The organism is Segatella baroniae B14 (genome assembly GCF_022024235.1).
GTDB lineage: Bacteria > Bacteroidota > Bacteroidia > Bacteroidales > Bacteroidaceae > Prevotella > Prevotella bryantii.
The window spans coordinates 2,060,619-2,078,149 of record NZ_CP091799.1 but is presented as its reverse complement, the minus strand read 5'-3'; the positions used below and the strand labels follow the sequence as shown (position 1 = coordinate 2,078,149).

The window sequence follows — 17,531 nt, the reverse complement described above, 5'->3', positions numbered from 1 at the left end:
AAACTATGGCAAGAAATATTAGTTTCACAATAAAATATTGGCGTCAGAACGGTCCTACAGCTCAAGGTCATTTTGATACACACGAAATGAAGGATATTCCAGATGATACATCCTTCCTCGAAATGCTCGATATCCTCAATGAGGAATTAATCGAGGCTGGCGAAGAGCCGTTCGTATTTGATCACGATTGTCGTGAGGGTATTTGTGGTATGTGTTCACTTTACATTAATGGTACTCCTCATGGTAAGACAGAGCGTGGTGCTACAACATGCCAGCTTTATATGCGTCGTTTCAACGATGGTGATGTAATTACAGTAGAACCTTGGCGTTCTGCAGCATTCCCTGTAATTAAGGATTGTATGGTAGATCGTTCTGCATTTGATAAGATTATTGCTGCAGGTGGTTATAACACTATCCGTACAGGTCAGGCTCAGGATGCAAACGCTCTTCTTATTTCTAAGGAGGCTGCGGACGAAGCTATGGATTGTGCTACATGTATCGGTTGTGGTGCTTGTGTTGCTGCTTGTAAGAATGGTTCTGCTATGTTGTTCTTGAGTTCTAAGGTAAGTCAGTTGGCACTTCTTCCTCAGGGTCGTCCTGAAGCTGCTAAGCGTGCTAAGAACATGATTGCTAAGATGGAAGAACTTGGTTTTGGTAACTGTACCAATACTCGTGCTTGTGAGGCTGTTTGTCCTAAGAATGAAAGTATTGCTAATATTGCTCGCTTGAATCGTGAGTATATCTCAGCTAAGCTGAGTGATTAAGTCGATACAGTGAATTGATAATACGGGGTTCGTTGTAATGCCTTCGGGTATTATAGCGAACCTTTTTTGTTTTTTTGATGATGGAAATATCTTCTGCAATAATCCAATATATTCAGCAACATCGTAAGGATAATGTTCGAAATTTGGCTTTGACGGCTTCTGGGAAATTTAGTAATAACGAGCTTTGTTTTATTCTTCAGCAAATTGAAGGATGGCAGAAAGCTTGTAAAAAACTCCCTTCATGGACTGTTATAGATGGTGTTCTTTATCCTCCTGGGCTTTCTATGGAACAATGTTCGTCTGAACAAACAGGGCGATATAAAGCCACCCTGGTTAGGCGGCTTATGAATATTCCACAAGATGATAAGTCGTGTTTTGGGAGTATGGTTGACTTAACTGGTGGTTTTGGAGTAGATTTTTCTTTTTTAGCTCCTCTATTTCAGCATGCTACCTATGTAGAGCGTCAGAGTCATCTTTGTGATGTTGCAAAACATAATTTTGCCCTTTTTGGTCTTCAGCATGTAAATATCGTTTGTCAAGATTCAGAAGAATATCTTGAAGTGATGTCTCCAGTCTCTCTCGTTTTCATGGATCCAGCTCGTAGAGATAACCATGGAGGAAAAACATATGCTATAGAAGATTGTACTCCTGATGTACTCATGTTAGTGAGTATTCTTTTGAAAAAGGCTGATTATGTAGTGTTGAAGCTATCTCCTATGCTTGATTGGCATAAGGCTGTAGAAGATTTGAATCAGAAGGCAAATATGGGGATATCTGACCGTAAGAATACAGTGGCAGAAGTACATATTATCTCTGTGAGCAATGAATGTAAGGAATTGTTGATAGTATTGGCACGTCGTGCCAAAGAGTATATTCATGTTTATGGAGTTAATGACTGCCATATTTTTGATTACAGTATACCTTCATCTTATGCACAAACTGATTCTACATATTCTTCTCACAAATCTATACCGGTTTTGTCTGATATGACAGATATAGTTGGTTATGAACTTTACGAGCCTAATGCTTCACTCATGAAAGCTGGGTGTTTTACTGAATTAGCAAAACGTTATGGTGTGATGGCTTTAAGTCAAAATACGCGTCTCTTTACAGCGATAAATCCTGTTGATTATTTCCCTGGTCGTGTTTTTAAGATAGAAGCCGTAGCTACTTTCAATAAAAAGGAATTAAAAGAAAAATTAAAGGGAATAACCAAAGCAAATATAGCTGTTAGGAATTTTCCTATTAAAGTAGACGATTTACGTAAGCGTCTGAAATTAAAGGATGGTGGATATACCTATATTTTTGCAACGACAATCGCTGAAAAGCAACATGTTATTCTTATTTGTAAGCGTAAGTAGTAAGCTTCATGTTTGTAAATAAGTTGATAATTGAGTATAATCTACAAAAAACTGTAAAACAATAGGATTTTGGATCCACGCTTTGGTAAGGTTTTATTTTTTTTGTATATTTGCACGTTAAAGCATATAATAACAACAAATCGAATCAATGTCAACAATAGAGATAAAAAAGGTTGCAACCAAAAGGGATTTAAAAGATTTTATAGAATTTCATTATGATTTATATAACGGCAATCCCTATGATGCACCTAATCTGTTTAGCGACGATTTTAATACATTAAGTAAAGACAAAAATGCAGCTTTTGAATTTTGTGAAGCTGAATACTTTATGGCCTATAAGGACGGTAAACTTGTTGGTCGTGTTGCTGCTATAATCAATCATAAAGCAAATGAAAAGTGGAATCGTAAAGCTGTTCGTTTTGGTTGGATAGATTTTGTTGATGATTATGAAGTGTCAGCAGCCTTAATGAAGGCTGTAGAAGACTATGGTAAATCAAAAGGGATGAATATGATACAGGGTCCATTAGGTTTTACCGATATGGATCCAGAAGGTATGTTAACTTATGGATTCGATCAATTGGGTACTATGGCGACACTATATAATTATGACTATTATCCAAAGCATATTGATCATTTAGGAGGATTTGAAAAAGATAATGACTATGTAGAGTATTATCTTCCTGTTCCTAAGACAATGCCTGATAAATATCGTAAGGTTGCTGAAATGATTATGAAGCGATATAATCTTAAAATTAAGAAAATTACACTTTATGATGTTTTTTTCAGAGGTTATGGACACAAGATCTTTACTGTTCTCAATGAAACATTTGCTAATTTATATGGCTATTCTGGTTTAAGTGAAAAACAGATTAAGCAATATGTGTGGATGTATCTCCCTGTTATTGACTTAAAACTAGTGACTGTAATTGAAGATGCAAATGCAGATAATAAGGTTATAGGTTTTGGTATTACCATGCCATCTTTAACTAAGGCTTTGCAGAAGTGTCGTCGTGGTAGACTTTTACCATTTGGATGGTGGCATATTCTACGAGCTATCAAGTTTCATAAGACTGACTGTGTGGATCTTCTTCTTCTTGGTGTTTTGCCGGAATATCGTTCTAAGGGTGCTAATTCCTTACTATTCTACGATTTAATTCCAAGATACCAAAAATATGGTATCAAGTGGGGTGAGACACATGTAGAAATGGAATATAATTCTCATGTACAGAGCCAGTGGGGACCACTAGATCCAATTAATCATAAGCGTCGTCGTTGTTATAAAAAGAATATTTAATTAATAAAAATATAACATATTAGATTATGTCAGAAGAAAGCGTAAATATACAAAACCAGCAACCTGTAGAATATACTGATGACAATATCCGACACCTTTCAGACATGGAGCATGTCAGGACTCGTCCTGGTATGTATATTGGTCGATTGGGTGATGGCAATCTGCCGGAAGATGGTATCTACGTACTTCTGAAAGAAGTTATTGATAACTCAATTGACGAGTTTAAAATGAAAGCTGGTAGCCGCATTGAGGTGGATATCGAAGATAATCTTCGTGTTTCTGTTCGTGATTATGGACGTGGTATTCCTCAGGGTAAACTTGTAGAAGCTGTCAGTGTACTTAATACTGGTGGTAAATACGATAGTAAGGCTTTTAAGAAGAGTGTCGGTCTGAATGGTGTAGGTGTTAAAGCAGTTAATGCTTTGAGTTCCCATTTTACTGTTCGCTCGTATCGAGAAGGTAAAGTCCGTGAAATAGAATTTGAAAAAGGTAATAAGATTAGTGATCATACCAATAAATCTAATGATGAAAATGGTACTTTTATCTATTTCGAACCAGATAACACTTTGTTCAAGAACTATTCTTTCCATGATGACATAGTGGAAACAATGCTTCGAAATTATACTTATCTGAATTCTGGTTTGACGATTATGTATAATGGTTGTCGTATTCATAGTCGTAATGGACTTGAAGACCTATTGACGGATAATATGACTGTAGACGGCTTGTATCCTATTATCCACATGAAAGACGATGATATAGAAATCGCCTTTACTCACACAAACCAGTATGGTGAAGAGTATTACTCGTTTGTTAATGGTCAGCATACTACTCAAGGTGGTACCCACCAAAGTGCTTTCAAGGAACATATTGCAAAGACCATAAAGGAATATTTTAATAAATATGAATATACTGATATCAGAAATGGACTTGTAGCAGCTATCGCAATTAATGTGGAAGAGCCTGTATTCGAGAGTCAAACCAAGATTAAACTTGGAAGTACTCAGATGTCACCTGATGGCGATTCTATTAATAAGTATGTTGGTGACTTTATCAAAAAAGAAGTAGACAACTATTTGCATATCCATACTGATGTAGCTGAGGTTATAGAGAATAAAATTAAGGAAAGTGAGCATGAGCGTAAAGCGATGGCTGGTGTTACAAAATTAGCACGTGAACGAGCAAAAAAAGCTAATCTTCACAATCGTAAACTTCGTGATTGTCGAGTACACTTCTCCGATGTCAAAAATCCTCTGAAAGAAGCTAGTTCTATCTTTATTACAGAGGGTGATTCTGCCAGTGGTAGTATTACTAAGAGCCGTGATGTGAATACGCAAGCAGTATTCTCTTTGCGTGGTAAACCTCTCAATTGTTTTGGATTAACCAAGAAAATTGTTTATCAGAATGAAGAATTCAATCTGCTTCAGGCTGCTCTTAATATAGAGGATGGATTGGATGATTTGCGCTATAATAAAGTGATTGTGGCTACCGATGCCGATGTGGACGGTATGCATATTCGTTTACTAATTATTACTTTCTTTTTGCAATTCTATCCTGATTTGATAAAGAAAGGACATGTATATGTGCTCCAGACACCATTGTTTCGAGTGCGCAATCGTAGAACGAAAATTAAAAATAAGAAAGTGATAGCTGCTGCTGATGAGTTGTTGGCAAAGGGTGAGAAAAAAAATGATTTTATCACTCGTTATTGCTATTCAGAGGAAGAGCGTCAAGAGGCTATTCAAGAACTAGGACCTGATCCAGAAATCACGCGATTCAAGGGGCTTGGAGAAATATCTCCAGACGAGTTCGTACATTTCATAGGACCTGATATGCGATTAGAGCAGGTAACCCTTCATAAGAACGACCAAGTACAGAAATTACTTGAGTACTACATGGGTAAAAATACCATGGAGCGACAGAATTTCATTATAGATAATTTGGTTATTGAAGAAGATAAACCAGAAGCTGATACAGATCCGTTAGATTGATTTTTTGGGGATGTATAATTTTAAATGAGTGATATCCGATTTATAGATTTATTAGTTTGTCCATTATAATATGAAGAAAGGAATTCTTTCTCTTTTTCTGTTGTTTATGTCGATTTCAGCAATAGCGCAGTTGCGTCTAAACTTTGGTAAGGATAGTCCTTCTCGCAAGTTACAAATTGCTGAAATGGCCATTAATAAATTTTATGTCGATTCTGTCAATGAGCAGAAACTGGTAGAAGATGCTATTCAGGGTATGCTTGAAAAACTCGATCCGCATTCTTCTTATTCTACAGCTAAGGAAACCAAATCTATGAATGAGCCTTTACAGGGTAATTTTGATGGTATTGGTGTGCAGTTTAATATGATAGAAGATACACTGGTGGTTATTCAGCCTGTAGTCGGTGGACCATCAGAAAAAGTAGGTATTTTGGCTGGTGACCGTATTGTAGTGGTTAATGATACAGCTATAGCTGGTGTTAAGATGGATCGTAGCGAGATTATGCGTCGTCTAAGAGGTCCTAAAGGTACTAAGGTTAATCTTAAAATTGTTCGTCGTGGAGCATCTGGGCTTCTATCTTTTGTTGTTACACGAGACAAAATACCTTTGAAAACAGTAGATGCTTTCTACATGATTCGTCCGGGAGTAGGTTATATTCGCCTAAGTAGTTTTGGATTGACGAGTGCTAAAGAAGTGTTAGAAGCTTTGACGTCCTTACAAAAGCAAGGAATGAATAGTTTGATATTTGATCTTCAGGAGAATGGTGGAGGATTTCTGCATGCAGCAGTAGAGATAGCTGGACAGTTTCTACCCAAAGACGATTTGATAGTATATACTAAAGGTCGTGTAGCTCCAAGAGAGGATTATAAAGCATTAGGAGGAGGAAAAATGGAGAAGGGTAAGCTTGTTATTCTTGTGGACGAATTAAGTGCTTCTGCCTCCGAAATTGTTACTGGTGCTATACAGGATCATGATCGTGGTATAGTTGTTGGTCGTCGTTCCTTCGGAAAGGGATTGGTTCAGCGTCCAATCAACTTTGAAGATGGTAGTATGATTCGTCTTACCATAGCACATTATTATACGCCTTCAGGAAGATGTATTCAGAAACCATATCGTAAGGGTGATTTGAAGGATTATGAGATGGATTTGGATAAGCGTTATAAACATGGTGAACTTGTGAATAAGGATAGTATTCATTTTGATGAGACGCAGAAATTCTATACCCTCAAGAAACATCGTTTGGTTTATGGTGGAGGTGGTATTATGCCAGATTTCTTTGTTCCTCTTGATACAGCAAAGTATAGTAAATATTATCGTCAACTTGTGCTGAAAGGACTTGTTATTAATACTAGTTTAAAGTATATCGATGTTCATCGTAAGTCGCTTAAGGCAAGCTACAGAGATTTTTCTACCTATCAGAGAAGTTTTAAGATACCGCAGGAATTAATTGATAATATTATCAAAGAGGGTGAAAAAGCTGGAATTAAGGCTAAGGATGATAAGGAAATGGTCAAGAGCTTACCAGTACTCAAATTGCAGTTAAAAGCTCTTATAGCACGAGATATCTGGGATATGAACCGTTATTACCAAATTATCAATGAAGATAATGATGTTGTAAAAAAAGCAATAGAAGTGATAACTAATTAAAGTAGTAGTAAAAGTTTTTTAGAAATATACAATAGAAAAAAGGTGATTCTTAACACTTAAGGATCACCTTTTTCTATTGTATATTTTTGAATGATTTTATTTTTTCATTTCAGTTAGCATTTTAAGGGCTTTATCCTCATGTGCTTCCATTATTTCTCTTTCACCAGGTCCCTTGTCATTAATACCACAAAGATGAAGAATGCCGTGGATAATAACACGATAGAGCTCGTCTTCATACGTTTTACCGAATTTTTCTGCATTAGTGCGTATTGTATCCAAGGAAATTACGATATCGCCACCTATTATGTTTTCTTCTTCGTAGTCGTCATCATAGTCAAAGGTAATGACATCGGTATAATAGTCATGTCCAAGATACTGGCGATTACATTCCAGAATTCTTTCATCATCAACAAACATATAGCCGATATCGCCAACTTTTTTACCATGGTCAGCAGCTACTGCCTTAATCCAGGCATTTGTCTCACGTTTTTTGATTTTAGGCATTTTCACGCCATCTACATTGTATGTAATCATAATCAAATGTTTTATTTCACTTTTGGAAGAAATTCTGTGACGTCTCTGCCAAAGAATTTCAGTTCTCGTACCAAAGTACTACTGATACTGCTATATTGCGGTTCAGAGAAGAGAAGAATAGTTTCGATATTACCAAGTTGTTTGTTGATATCGGCTTGTTCGCGTTCATATTCAAAGTCTTTTACGCTTCTAACACCTCTTACGATGTATTGGGCTCCTTCACGATGACACATTTCTATTGTCAGATCGCTATATGAGATAACTTTTATTTTTGGGTCATCTGTATAAATCTTTTCAATATCAGTCATTCGTTGTGCCACTTCTTCTTGCGTATGTTTTAATTTGCTTACAGCTACAGCTATAATCAGCAGATCAAACAATCCTTTTGCTCGGTCTGCGATATTTTGATGCCCTATAGTAAAAGGGTCGAAAGTACCTGTAAAAACACCTATTTTTTTCATATTTTAATCGAATAAATCGGGCTCGACAATATTGCTAGCTATAATATTTCTTCCCAAGTGCTCAAAGGCAAGTTTAGTTGCCATTCGTCCACGAGGAGTTCGTTTTATAAAACCTTCCATGATAAGAAATGGTTCGTAAACTTCTTCTACTGTGCCTGTATCCTCACCGATAGCAGTAGCGATTGTGCTTAGTCCTACAGGACCACCCCTAAATTTGTCGATAATGGCAAGCAATATCTTATTGTCTGTCTCATCAAGCCCATACTGATCTATATTGAGAGCTTGAAGTGCAAATTTGGCAATTTCAGGCGTTATGGTTCCATTTCCTTTCACTTGGGCAAAATCTCGTACTCTTCGAAGTAGAGCATTGGCTATACGAGGGGTTCCTCGTGACCGTCTAGATATTTCTACTGCAGCTTCGTCTTCTATTGGTACATTGAGTAGGCTAGAACTACGCTTTATAATGCGCTGAAGAGTATCTGGATTGTAGTATTGTAAATGCAGATTAATGCCAAAGCGTGCTCGAAGAGGAGCTGTAAGAAGTCCACTTCGTGTAGTTGCACCAATTAGTGTAAATGGGTTCAAGTCTATCTGGATACTTCTAGCTGATGGACCTTTGTCAATCATAATATCGATGCGATAGTCTTCCATAGCCGAATAAAGATACTCTTCAACTACAGGAGATAATCGATGAATCTCATCGATAAATAGTACGTCATTTGGCTCTAAAGAAGTTAGTATACCTGCAAGATCACCAGGTTTGTCTAGTACTGGTCCACTGGTTATCTTGAATCCTACACCCAGTTCATTGGCAATAATATTGCTCAGTGTCGTTTTACCTAGACCAGGAGGTCCATGGAGCAGGGTATGGTCGAGAGGTTCCCCACGATATTTAGCAGCTTCTACGAATACACGTAAGTTTTCCACTACATTTTGTTGACCGCTAAAGTCATTAAATTGTAATGGTCTGAGTGCATTCTCAAACTCCTTTTCTGCGGGAGATATATTTTCGTTTCTTACGTCAAAATCTTCTACCATTCAGTTTCTTACGTTTTTCTTATGGTGCAAAGTTACTTATTTTAATTGACAAATATCAGAAAATCATAAAGAATACCATGGTTAAAGGGTAAGAATATCGTAAATGAAGCACAGAATATGCTTCCAACCTTGCTGATTTCGAGTTTGCGCCTTTATAGATGCTTATATTGATTAAAGAGTAGAAGTTTTTGTGAAAATGTATCAATCTTAAAACATCTGATAATAATTTCTTTCAAACTATTCTTTTATTAACTAATTTAGTTGTAATTTTGTAAGTCGAATTTATGACGAATTGAAATATTTCGCCTCGTTTAAAAAAAATAAGTATGTTGAAATCTTTACAGAGTATCAGTCGCTGGTTGTCTAATTACACTTCAGCTTTTATTATTGGTATTGCAGTAGTTACCTTTTTCTTTCCTCATCTTTTTGATTGGGTTAGAGGAAAGACACAGACGGTTATTTTGGGAATCATCATGTTGACGATGGGGCTGACTTTGTCTACTAATGATTTTAAAGTTTTGGCTAAGCGTCCACTTGATATTTTTGTAGGTGCCTGTGCCCAGTTTATTATTATGCCAGGTATTGCGTATTTATTGGTTCGTGTGTGGAGATTAGAACCGGCCTTGGCTTTGGGTATTCTTTTGGTAGGATGTTGTCCAGGAGGTGTCTCAAGTAACGTGATGAGCTTTCTGTGTCGTGGTGATGTTGCCTTTTCGGTTGGTATGACTTGTGCTTCTACCATATTAGCACCTTTTATGACACCATTTCTAATGAAACTTACTGCAGGCGAGATAATCATTATAGATGCTGTTCGTATGTTTATGGATATTTTTATTGTGACAATTTTTCCGATTGCGATAGGATGTATGCTGAATTATTTTTATAGTAAGCGTGATGTTTTTCCTAAAATACAATCATTCATGCCTGGTGTGAGTGTTATTTGTTTAGCTTTCATTGTTGGTGGAGTTATTTCTACTGTACACGATAAATTGGTAGCTCGTGGCTTTTATCTTTTCATCTGGACGTTTGCTGTGGTATTCTGCCATAATACGCTAGGATATATCATGGGTTATTTGTCGGGAAAGTTTGCTGGTTTTAGCATCGATAAGAAGCGTACTATTAGCATAGAGGTAGGTATGCAGAATGCAGGTTTGGCTACAGTCTTGGCTGGTAACTTTTTTGCAGCTCAGCCTCTTGCAGTATTGCCTTGTGCTATCAGTTGTGCATGGCATAGCATTTCTGGTACAATCTTAGCAGGACTTTATCTTAAATGGGATCAAACGCATGACCATCAATAAAAAAGTTTGTATATTTGCATTTAATTAAAATATATGCTAATGAAAAAAATATTGATGAGTCTGGCCCTCTTATTGGTCAGTATTTGTGCCTTTTCTCAAACGACAATAGATGGGCTTTATCGTACTTTTTCTGATGTCAAAGGGGCAAAGAGTATTACTATTCCAAAGTATATGATGTCGCTTGTTAAAGTTGGTACGAATACTGAAAAGAATAAGGTGCTCCAGAAAGTGGATGCTGTGAAATTTCTAGAACTTGATAATTGTAAGAAATCGATACGTAAAAAATTCCGTAAGGCTGTTGAAAAGCTCGATAAAGGCGATTATGTCGAATTTGTTCGTTCCGGTCAACAGAAAAAGGGAACTAGACTTTTAGTTAAGGGTGATGAAACGGTAATAACTTCAGTAGTATTCATCGATGTTAGCGATGGTGATTGTAAGTTTGTGAAAGTAGATGGTCACATTTCACCTAAGGATGTAAGTAGTGTTCTCGACTTAAATATGGACGACTAACATGGTTATAAGAAATGCGGCTGAGAAATATTTGCCTTTAACATTTACGTTTATTAAAGCAAGTATTTTTCAGCCGTTATTTTTAGGATAACATCTTTCTGTAATATTCTTTTGGTATGATAACCATTTATAGAGCTAATGTATCTGTGGTATACTTACAAGATATTTTCTTGTGAGTTAGCTAATAGAATTCTGCAGTTTTCTAAAATTTCGATGAGGTCATCGGTTTTTGTGGCTCTTAGCATTGCGATACGAGTCTGTTTAAAGTCAGGTATACCTTTGAATATTGGACTGGCAGCCAAATGGCGACGAGTATGTAGAATACCACGATATTCGTCGATGCGCTCTACGTTAATTTTCAATTGCTCTTCTAGAATATCAATTTTCTTATTGATATCAAGCAATTTGTCATCAGGCTTTCCGTCCAGGTAATCGCGTATTTCCTTGAAAATCCACGGACGGCCAAAGGTAGCTCTACCCACCATAACTGCATCTACCCCAAAATCATCAAAAGCTCGTTTACACTCTTCTGGGGTAGTAATATCTCCATTACCGATAATTGGGATATGTATACGAGGATTCTTTTTTACTTCACCAATTAAGCTCCAGTCTGCTTCTCCGGTATACATTTGGCTTCTTGTGCGGCCATGAATAGTAAGTGCTTGTATACCACAGTCTTGCAATTGTTCTGCCAAATCAGTAATGACCAGATTATCTTGATCCCATCCAAGGCGAGTCTTAGCTGTTACTGGTACATTGACCGCCTCTACTACATGCTTAGCGATGTCAAGCATTAATGGTATATTACGGAGCAAACCTGCTCCTGCACCTTTACCTGCTACCTTTTTAACGGGACAACCGAAATTAATATCGATAACATCAGGATGAAACTGCTCAACAATTTTTGCAGCTTCTACCATAGACTCAACTTCTTTACCATAAATCTGTATACCTACAGGCCGTTCATCGTCATCGATGATCATCTTGTTTAAAGTTGACTTGATGGAACGGATGATAGCATCAGCAGAGACAAACTCCGTATACATCATAGCAGCGCCATAACGTTTACAAAGTTTACGAAAACCGATATCAGTAACATCTTCCATCGGAGCGAGGAAGACGGGTCTTTCTCCAAATTTAATATTACCTATTTCCATTTCGGCTGCAAAGATAGTAAATAGTTGGGAGTTAGGGGATAGGAGTTAGGAGTTTTTATAATATAGCATTACTTTTCTATCCTGTAGCAAGAACTTATTTTAAAAGATGATACATACCACCAGCTAGCCCCTTGATTACACCCTTCATTTCAAGTGTAAAGAGCATGCTTGTGAGTTTGTTGATTGGTATATTCGTTTTTACAGAGATAATATTAGTCTGCAAGTCGTTTGTCTTTTTGAGCAGATTAACGATAGCTTGTTCTTCCTTGTTCAGTTCAGGGAAGAGTTGTCGTTCTATGCCTTGTTGTATTGCCTTATCGAGCACTTTGTCTTCTTCCCATCCCATGGCTTTAACAAAGTCTTGGGCCGAAGTGAGCAAGGCAGCTCCGTTATCACGTATCAGGTTATTGCACCCTGTAGAGTATTCATCACCAATGCGTCCTGGGAAAGCAAAGACGTCACGGCCATAGCTTTGTGCTATTTCTGTCGTAATTAGTCCGCCACCTTTAGCGGCACTTTCTACAAGTATGGTGGCATCGCTCATACCCGCAACGATACGGTTTCGTCGTACAAAATTTATTTTGTCAGCATTGGTCTGCGTGAGAAATTCTGTTAGTAGTCCACCTTGGTTTACCATCTTTTTGGAAGTGGTAATATGCTGTCGTGGATAAAGGGTATCAAGTCCATGTGCTAAGACGCCAACTGTTTCATAATTATTTTCTAAAGCCTGCTGATGGGCATTAATGTCAACTCCATACGCCAGTCCGCTGACAATAAGTACTTTAGGACAGATGTATTTTAGGTTACTGATGAATTTACGGATAAGGTCTTTGCCATAGAGTGTGCAGTGTCGTGTTCCCACTAGATTAATAATTCTTTTCTGGTTTAGGTCAGCATTACCTTTATAGAATAGTACCAGTGGAGCATCAGGACAGTCTTTCAGTCTTTGTGGGTATCGTGGGTCGATAAGGCAGAGTGGAAGAATGTCATGTTTGGAGTCAAACTCCATTTCTACCTCTGCTCTTTTAAGAGGTTCATCTAAGTTTTGTAATGCATCTATCAAACGTTGAGAGGCATTAGGCAGAATATCCTTAATATTATGGCGATGCTCGATGACAGCTGTAGCAGAACCGAGCTCGCGATAAAGTTCTAATAGACCTGAAAGGGTGAAATAATTAATTCGGGTTAAAGCAATAGTATTAAGTATCTCTTGTTGATTCATTGAGTGTTAAAGTTAATCTTTCTTTGCAAAATAAGGGGCAAAGGCACGGTCGTATTCATCGCTATTACCCAGTTTACCATTAATGAGGCATACAAGTTCCACGGTAGCTCTACAGCAAAGTTTCTCATCTTTTTCGCGGAAGATATCTTGATGAAATATATATCTTACACCTTGTTTTTCAATCCAAAGACGTGATACGAGAATATCGTCACATTGTAAAGGGGTTTTGTACTGCAGATTCATACGGGCCACTACGGCATCTATGCCACGGTTGTGCATCTCGCTGAAACTAAGACCTGTAGTTTTCAGAAAGCGATGACGGGTATGTTCAAAATAATGTAGATAGTTAGCATTGTTAACGATACCTTCGATATCGCATTCATAATCTCTAACCTCCATTTTTGTTTCGTAGATGTATTTTTCCATATTTTTAATTTTTCGTGATTTGATAAGTTGTCATTATTTGTATTTATAACTTTTTTCTTTATCTTTTATTATCTTATTCAAGTTTATCATGTCGTGTTTTTAGATACTCGTATCCGATACGGCACCTTAGGCATTCTTTTTTATCGCAATATTCATTTTTCAATTGAATGAGAGCCTGTGAATCACCTGCATTTTCCACGTTTAGGCCAACAGACTTCCACATTCTTACGATATAATTATTTTCGGCTTTAAGTTCTTCTAAAAAATCGAAAGCTCTGTCGCAAAGTTTATCATAGCCTTTATAACGTCCATAAGCGAAAAGCATCGGAATGGCTGTATTAATCATCAATAGATTGAGAGAAAAAGGCGATAGTATCTTCGTATTTGTTTCACTGCTAGAGCCGAATATATAGTGTGTTTCCCAATATTTGGTTACTGATGTCTTGAATATCTGTTTGATATCTTTTACACTTTCACATTCTATTAATCTGCTTAAACCTGCTTTGCGTGAATAATATAAGTTGGCTAGTTGAGATATTCGTATATATGGGAAATTTTGTGGGCGGAGCCGAAGAAATTTCCAGTATTTGTAATCCATCGGTGTAAGTGAAAACTTATGAGCAAGATAAAGATATTCATTTCGTAGTTTCGAGAAATATCCTTCAATGAGTGCCTTCTGTTGATAGTGTTGTGGTATCGTGTTGAGTTCCAGCAATCCTGCTTGTCCCATGAATATAGCTTCTATTTGAAATAAGTCATCGCGATGGTGGTCCACATCATGTAATGGAATGTGTTTTCCCCATTCTTCAAAGGCATTGCCGTTAATGCCAAATCCATAGCTTCGGGCTAAGGTGACAAAATAGCCTTTTTCCCAGTCTCCATCGCAAGCATTGACGCGTTGAAGTATGGCTACAGTCTTTTGTTCCAGTCGTTCTGTCTGTAGTGCGCTCATCCAACTGTGTATCATGAGTCGGGTGAGGTTTGGAATAATTTTATAGCATGGTGGATATTGGTCTATGCTCAATAATTCATGATAATGCTCTTGTACATAGCTAGGTATTGATAGTTTTATTTGTGGAAGATAGTCTCCTTTTTGAGTCTGGCAATCGGTATCGATAGTTTCACATACGTGCAGAATAACGTTATTGTATCGTTCATCCTGGTGGTGACCATGTACATACCAGTCGCTAGCCTTTTCATGAATCTCAATATTGCCAACCCAAATTGTATTGTCAATCTTGATCTTTGCATTAAAAAAGTCAGGGCCTGCATTCTGATTATGGAGTCCGGTGTCGATAATTTCAACTCGTTTTCCATCAGTTGTAGTAAGTTCTGTTAGGGGAAACAACTTGTGTTTCCACACATAGTGTAATAATAATTCCATTTCTATCTAAAAGCGTACAAATAGTCGTCGCAATCTGCAAAGATACTGAAAAAAGTAATAGATTGATAACTTTTATATCACAAAAATTCATTAAATTATAGTTGTATTCTTTGTACTTATCTGATTAAGTACTATCTTTGCGGTGATTAATCGGAATAAATACGTAAACAATGAAAATAGCTTTAATCGGTTACGGCAAGATGGGACATATGATCGAACAGATCGCTCTTGAGCGTGGCCATGAAATCGTTTGTACAATTGATGTGAATAACCAAGAAGATTTTGAATCTTCAGCATTTGCTTCGGCTGATGTTGCCATTGAGTTTACTAATCCTAAAGTTGCTTACGACAACTATTTGAAGGCTTTCAAGCATAATGTGAAGGTTGTTTCTGGTTCTACTGGTTGGATGGCAGATCATAAGGCAGATGTTGAAGCTTTGACTAAAGACGGTAAACAAACTTTGTTCTGGGCTTCTAATTTTTCTATTGGTGTTGCCATTTTCTCTGCGGTTAACAGATATTTGGCAAAGATCATGAATGGTTTTCCTCAGTATGGTGTAGAGATGGAAGAAACTCACCACGTTCATAAGTTGGATGCTCCATCAGGAACAGCGATAACTTTAGCTGAGGAGATTATTGACAATCTTAATCGTAAAGATAAGTGGGTTAAAGGCTTCCAACATAATGCTGATGGTACAGAAGAGGGTAGTAATGATGTTGCAGCTGACGAATTAGCTATTGCCAGCATTCGTCGTGATGAAGTACCAGGTATTCATAGCATTACTTATGATAGCGAAGCTGATAAGATTACAATTACTCATGATGCACATTCACGTAAGGGATTTGCTTTGGGTGCTGTGCTTGCTGCAGAGTATACTGCAAACCATACAGGCCTTTTGACCATTAGCGATATGTTCAAATTCTAATTATGGCAGATAACGAAAAAAAGCATTCTATTTTCAGTGGAAAACTGAATTATGATATGAGTGACAAGAAAAAGTCACTTAATATGAAGGTACAGTGGACCAAATTTGCTATTGTATTGGCTTTGTACTTTCTGTTCCTATTTTGGGTGAAAAGTTGGTTGGGACTTATTGTAGTTCCTTTCATCTATGATGTTTATATCAGCAAGAAGATACGTTGGCAGTGGTGGAAAGATGCTGAGGGACCAGTTCGCTTTATTATGAGTTGGGTGGATGCTTTGGTCTTTGCACTTGTAGCTGTATATTTTATTAATTTATTCTTCTTTCAGAACTATGTAATTCCTTCTTCATCTTTGGAGAAGTCTTTGCTTACTGGCGATTACCTCTTTGTGAGCAAAGTTAGTTATGGTCCTCGTATTCCAGAGACACCACTGACTATGCCGCTTACTCAGCATACTATGCCTCTGATGAATGTGAAGAGTTATATAGAATGGCCTCATTGGGATTATCGCCGTGTTAAGGGTTTGGGTAATGTCGAACTCAATGATATTGTTGTATTCAATTATCCTGCAGGCGATACTCTATGCAATGAAGAGAAATGGCAGGCTGCAGATTTCTATCAGATGGCTTATTCTTTCGGTCAGCAGATTTATGAACAACAGAATAATGTTCCTGTAGATGTTGCCAAACTTAATCCACAGCAACAGTATGATTTCTTTGCTCAGTTGTATGCTATTGGAAGAAAGTATATCATTGATAATCCGGGTGAATATGGCGATGTAATCTCTCGTCCTACTGACAGAAGAGAAAATTATGTGAAACGTTGTGTGGGTCTTCCTGGTCAGACGCTTCAGATAAAGAATCGTATTGTCTATCTCAATGGCATAGCTAATAAGGAGCCAGATAATGTACAGTACACTTATTATGTTAAGTTGAAGCAAGATCTACCAGAGGAATTCTTAGATGAGTATGGCATTACTATGGAAGATCTTACATCGCTTAATCAGAATGGTTACTTACCTCTTACTAAGCGTGCTTATAATGCTTTGAAAGCTCGTAAGGATTTGGTAGCAGAGATTCGAATTAATACAGATGCGACAACCGGTGACGTCTATCCGTTGAATGCTGTAACAGGTTGGACACGTGATAATTATGGGCCTATTTGGATTCCTAAAAAGGGAGAAAGTATTGCGCTTAATATGAAGAATATCGCCATCTATGAGCGTCCTATCAAGGTATATGAGCATAATCAGTTAGAAGTAAAGAATAATAAGATTTACATTAATGGTCATGAGGCTAAGAGCTATACCTTTAAGATGGATTACTATTGGATGATGGGTGATAATCGTCACAACAGTGCCGATTCTCGCTATTGGGGATTTGTGCCAGAGGATCATATTGTGGGTAAACCTATTTTTATTTGGTGGTCGCATAATCCAGATCATCCGGGTTTTAGTGGAATCCGCTGGAACCGTTTGTTTACTTTTGTAGATAATATCAAATAAACTCTAAAATACGCAGGG

Annotated in this window: 16 protein-coding genes; 9 read left to right on the top strand and 7 right to left on the bottom strand. The window is 37.3% G+C overall.

Annotation, left to right across the window (positions count from 1 at the left end):
* Positions 1–5 precede the first annotated feature (5 nt).
* The 5 genes from L6469_RS08895 (at position 6) to L6469_RS08875 (ending at position 7,055) form a co-directional block, all read left to right on the top strand.
* The gene (locus L6469_RS08895; RefSeq protein WP_006282770.1) at positions 6–764 is read left to right on the top strand and encodes a succinate dehydrogenase/fumarate reductase iron-sulfur subunit; all 759 of its coding nucleotides are present in this window, start codon (positions 6–8) and stop codon (positions 762–764) included.
* A gap of 77 nt (positions 765–841) precedes the next feature.
* Positions 842–2,125, top strand: a complete 1,284-nt coding sequence (locus L6469_RS08890; RefSeq protein ID WP_006282769.1) for a class I SAM-dependent methyltransferase — start codon at positions 842–844, stop codon at positions 2,123–2,125.
* Between the two features lie 148 nt (positions 2,126–2,273).
* Entirely contained in the window at positions 2,274–3,419 is a 1,146-nt protein-coding gene (locus L6469_RS08885) for a hypothetical protein (protein WP_006282768.1), read from the top strand.
* A gap of 26 nt (positions 3,420–3,445) precedes the next feature.
* On the top strand, positions 3,446–5,410 hold the full coding sequence (locus tag L6469_RS08880; protein ID WP_006282767.1) for a DNA topoisomerase IV subunit B: 1,965 nt from the start codon (positions 3,446–3,448) through the stop codon (positions 5,408–5,410).
* Between the two features lie 70 nt (positions 5,411–5,480).
* Positions 5,481–7,055: a S41 family peptidase gene (locus L6469_RS08875; protein ID WP_006282766.1), complete on the top strand. Its 1,575-nt coding sequence runs from the start codon at positions 5,481–5,483 to the stop codon at positions 7,053–7,055.
* 96 nt (positions 7,056–7,151) lie between these two features.
* Here the strand turns inward: L6469_RS08875 and ybeY are convergent, their stop codons facing one another.
* Genes ybeY through ruvB form a run of 3 tightly spaced genes read right to left on the bottom strand, consistent with a single transcriptional unit; the run spans position 7,152 to position 9,088 of the window.
* On the bottom strand, positions 7,152–7,589 hold the full coding sequence (ybeY, locus tag L6469_RS08870; protein ID WP_006282765.1) for an rRNA maturation RNase YbeY: 438 nt from the start codon (positions 7,587–7,589) through the stop codon (positions 7,152–7,154).
* 11 nt (positions 7,590–7,600) lie between these two features.
* A complete protein-coding gene (gene coaD / locus L6469_RS08865; RefSeq protein WP_006282764.1) occupies positions 7,601–8,050 on the bottom strand; it encodes a pantetheine-phosphate adenylyltransferase in 450 nt (149 codons plus the stop codon).
* Between the two features lie 3 nt (positions 8,051–8,053).
* Positions 8,054–9,088, bottom strand: a complete 1,035-nt coding sequence (gene ruvB, locus L6469_RS08860; protein WP_006282763.1) for a Holliday junction branch migration DNA helicase RuvB — start codon at positions 9,086–9,088, stop codon at positions 8,054–8,056.
* Positions 9,089–9,414: 326 nt separating this feature from the next.
* On the opposite strand from ruvB, the gene L6469_RS08855 reads away from it, so the two are divergent.
* Both L6469_RS08855 and L6469_RS08850 read left to right on the top strand, forming a co-directional pair.
* Positions 9,415–10,386 carry a bile acid:sodium symporter family protein gene (locus L6469_RS08855; RefSeq protein ID WP_006282762.1) on the top strand — a complete coding sequence of 324 codons (972 nt, stop codon included), beginning with the start codon at positions 9,415–9,417 and terminating at the stop codon, positions 10,384–10,386.
* A 39-nt stretch (positions 10,387–10,425) separates the two neighbouring features.
* On the top strand, positions 10,426–10,896 hold the full coding sequence (locus L6469_RS08850) for a DUF4252 domain-containing protein (RefSeq protein ID WP_039870695.1): 471 nt from the start codon (positions 10,426–10,428) through the stop codon (positions 10,894–10,896).
* A 155-nt stretch (positions 10,897–11,051) separates the two neighbouring features.
* Here L6469_RS08850 and dusB read toward each other — a convergent pair whose 3' ends face one another.
* The 4 genes from dusB to L6469_RS08830 all read right to left on the bottom strand — a co-directional run bounded on the left by dusB (position 11,052) and on the right by L6469_RS08830 (position 15,085).
* Positions 11,052–12,053: a tRNA dihydrouridine synthase DusB gene (gene dusB / locus L6469_RS08845; RefSeq protein WP_006282760.1), complete on the bottom strand. Its 1,002-nt coding sequence runs from the start codon at positions 12,051–12,053 to the stop codon at positions 11,052–11,054.
* Positions 12,054–12,147: 94 nt separating this feature from the next.
* Positions 12,148–13,275 (bottom strand): DNA-processing protein DprA, encoded by a 1,128-nt coding sequence (gene dprA, locus L6469_RS08840; protein WP_006282759.1) that lies wholly within the window; start codon positions 13,273–13,275, stop codon positions 12,148–12,150.
* 12 nt (positions 13,276–13,287) lie between these two features.
* Positions 13,288–13,701, bottom strand: coding sequence for an acyl-CoA thioesterase (locus tag L6469_RS08835; RefSeq protein ID WP_006282758.1), 414 nt, complete (start codon positions 13,699–13,701; stop codon positions 13,288–13,290).
* A gap of 73 nt (positions 13,702–13,774) precedes the next feature.
* A complete protein-coding gene (locus L6469_RS08830; protein ID WP_006282757.1) occupies positions 13,775–15,085 on the bottom strand; it encodes a DUF2851 family protein in 1,311 nt (436 codons plus the stop codon).
* A 170-nt stretch (positions 15,086–15,255) separates the two neighbouring features.
* On the opposite strand from L6469_RS08830, the gene dapB reads away from it, so the two are divergent.
* Positions 15,256–16,011: a 4-hydroxy-tetrahydrodipicolinate reductase gene (gene dapB, locus L6469_RS08825; protein ID WP_006282756.1), complete on the top strand. Its 756-nt coding sequence runs from the start codon at positions 15,256–15,258 to the stop codon at positions 16,009–16,011.
* Between the two features lie 56 nt (positions 16,012–16,067).
* Positions 16,068–17,513: a signal peptidase I gene (gene lepB / locus L6469_RS08820; protein ID WP_039870703.1), complete on the top strand. Its 1,446-nt coding sequence runs from the start codon at positions 16,068–16,070 to the stop codon at positions 17,511–17,513.
* Positions 17,514–17,531 lie beyond the last annotated feature (18 nt).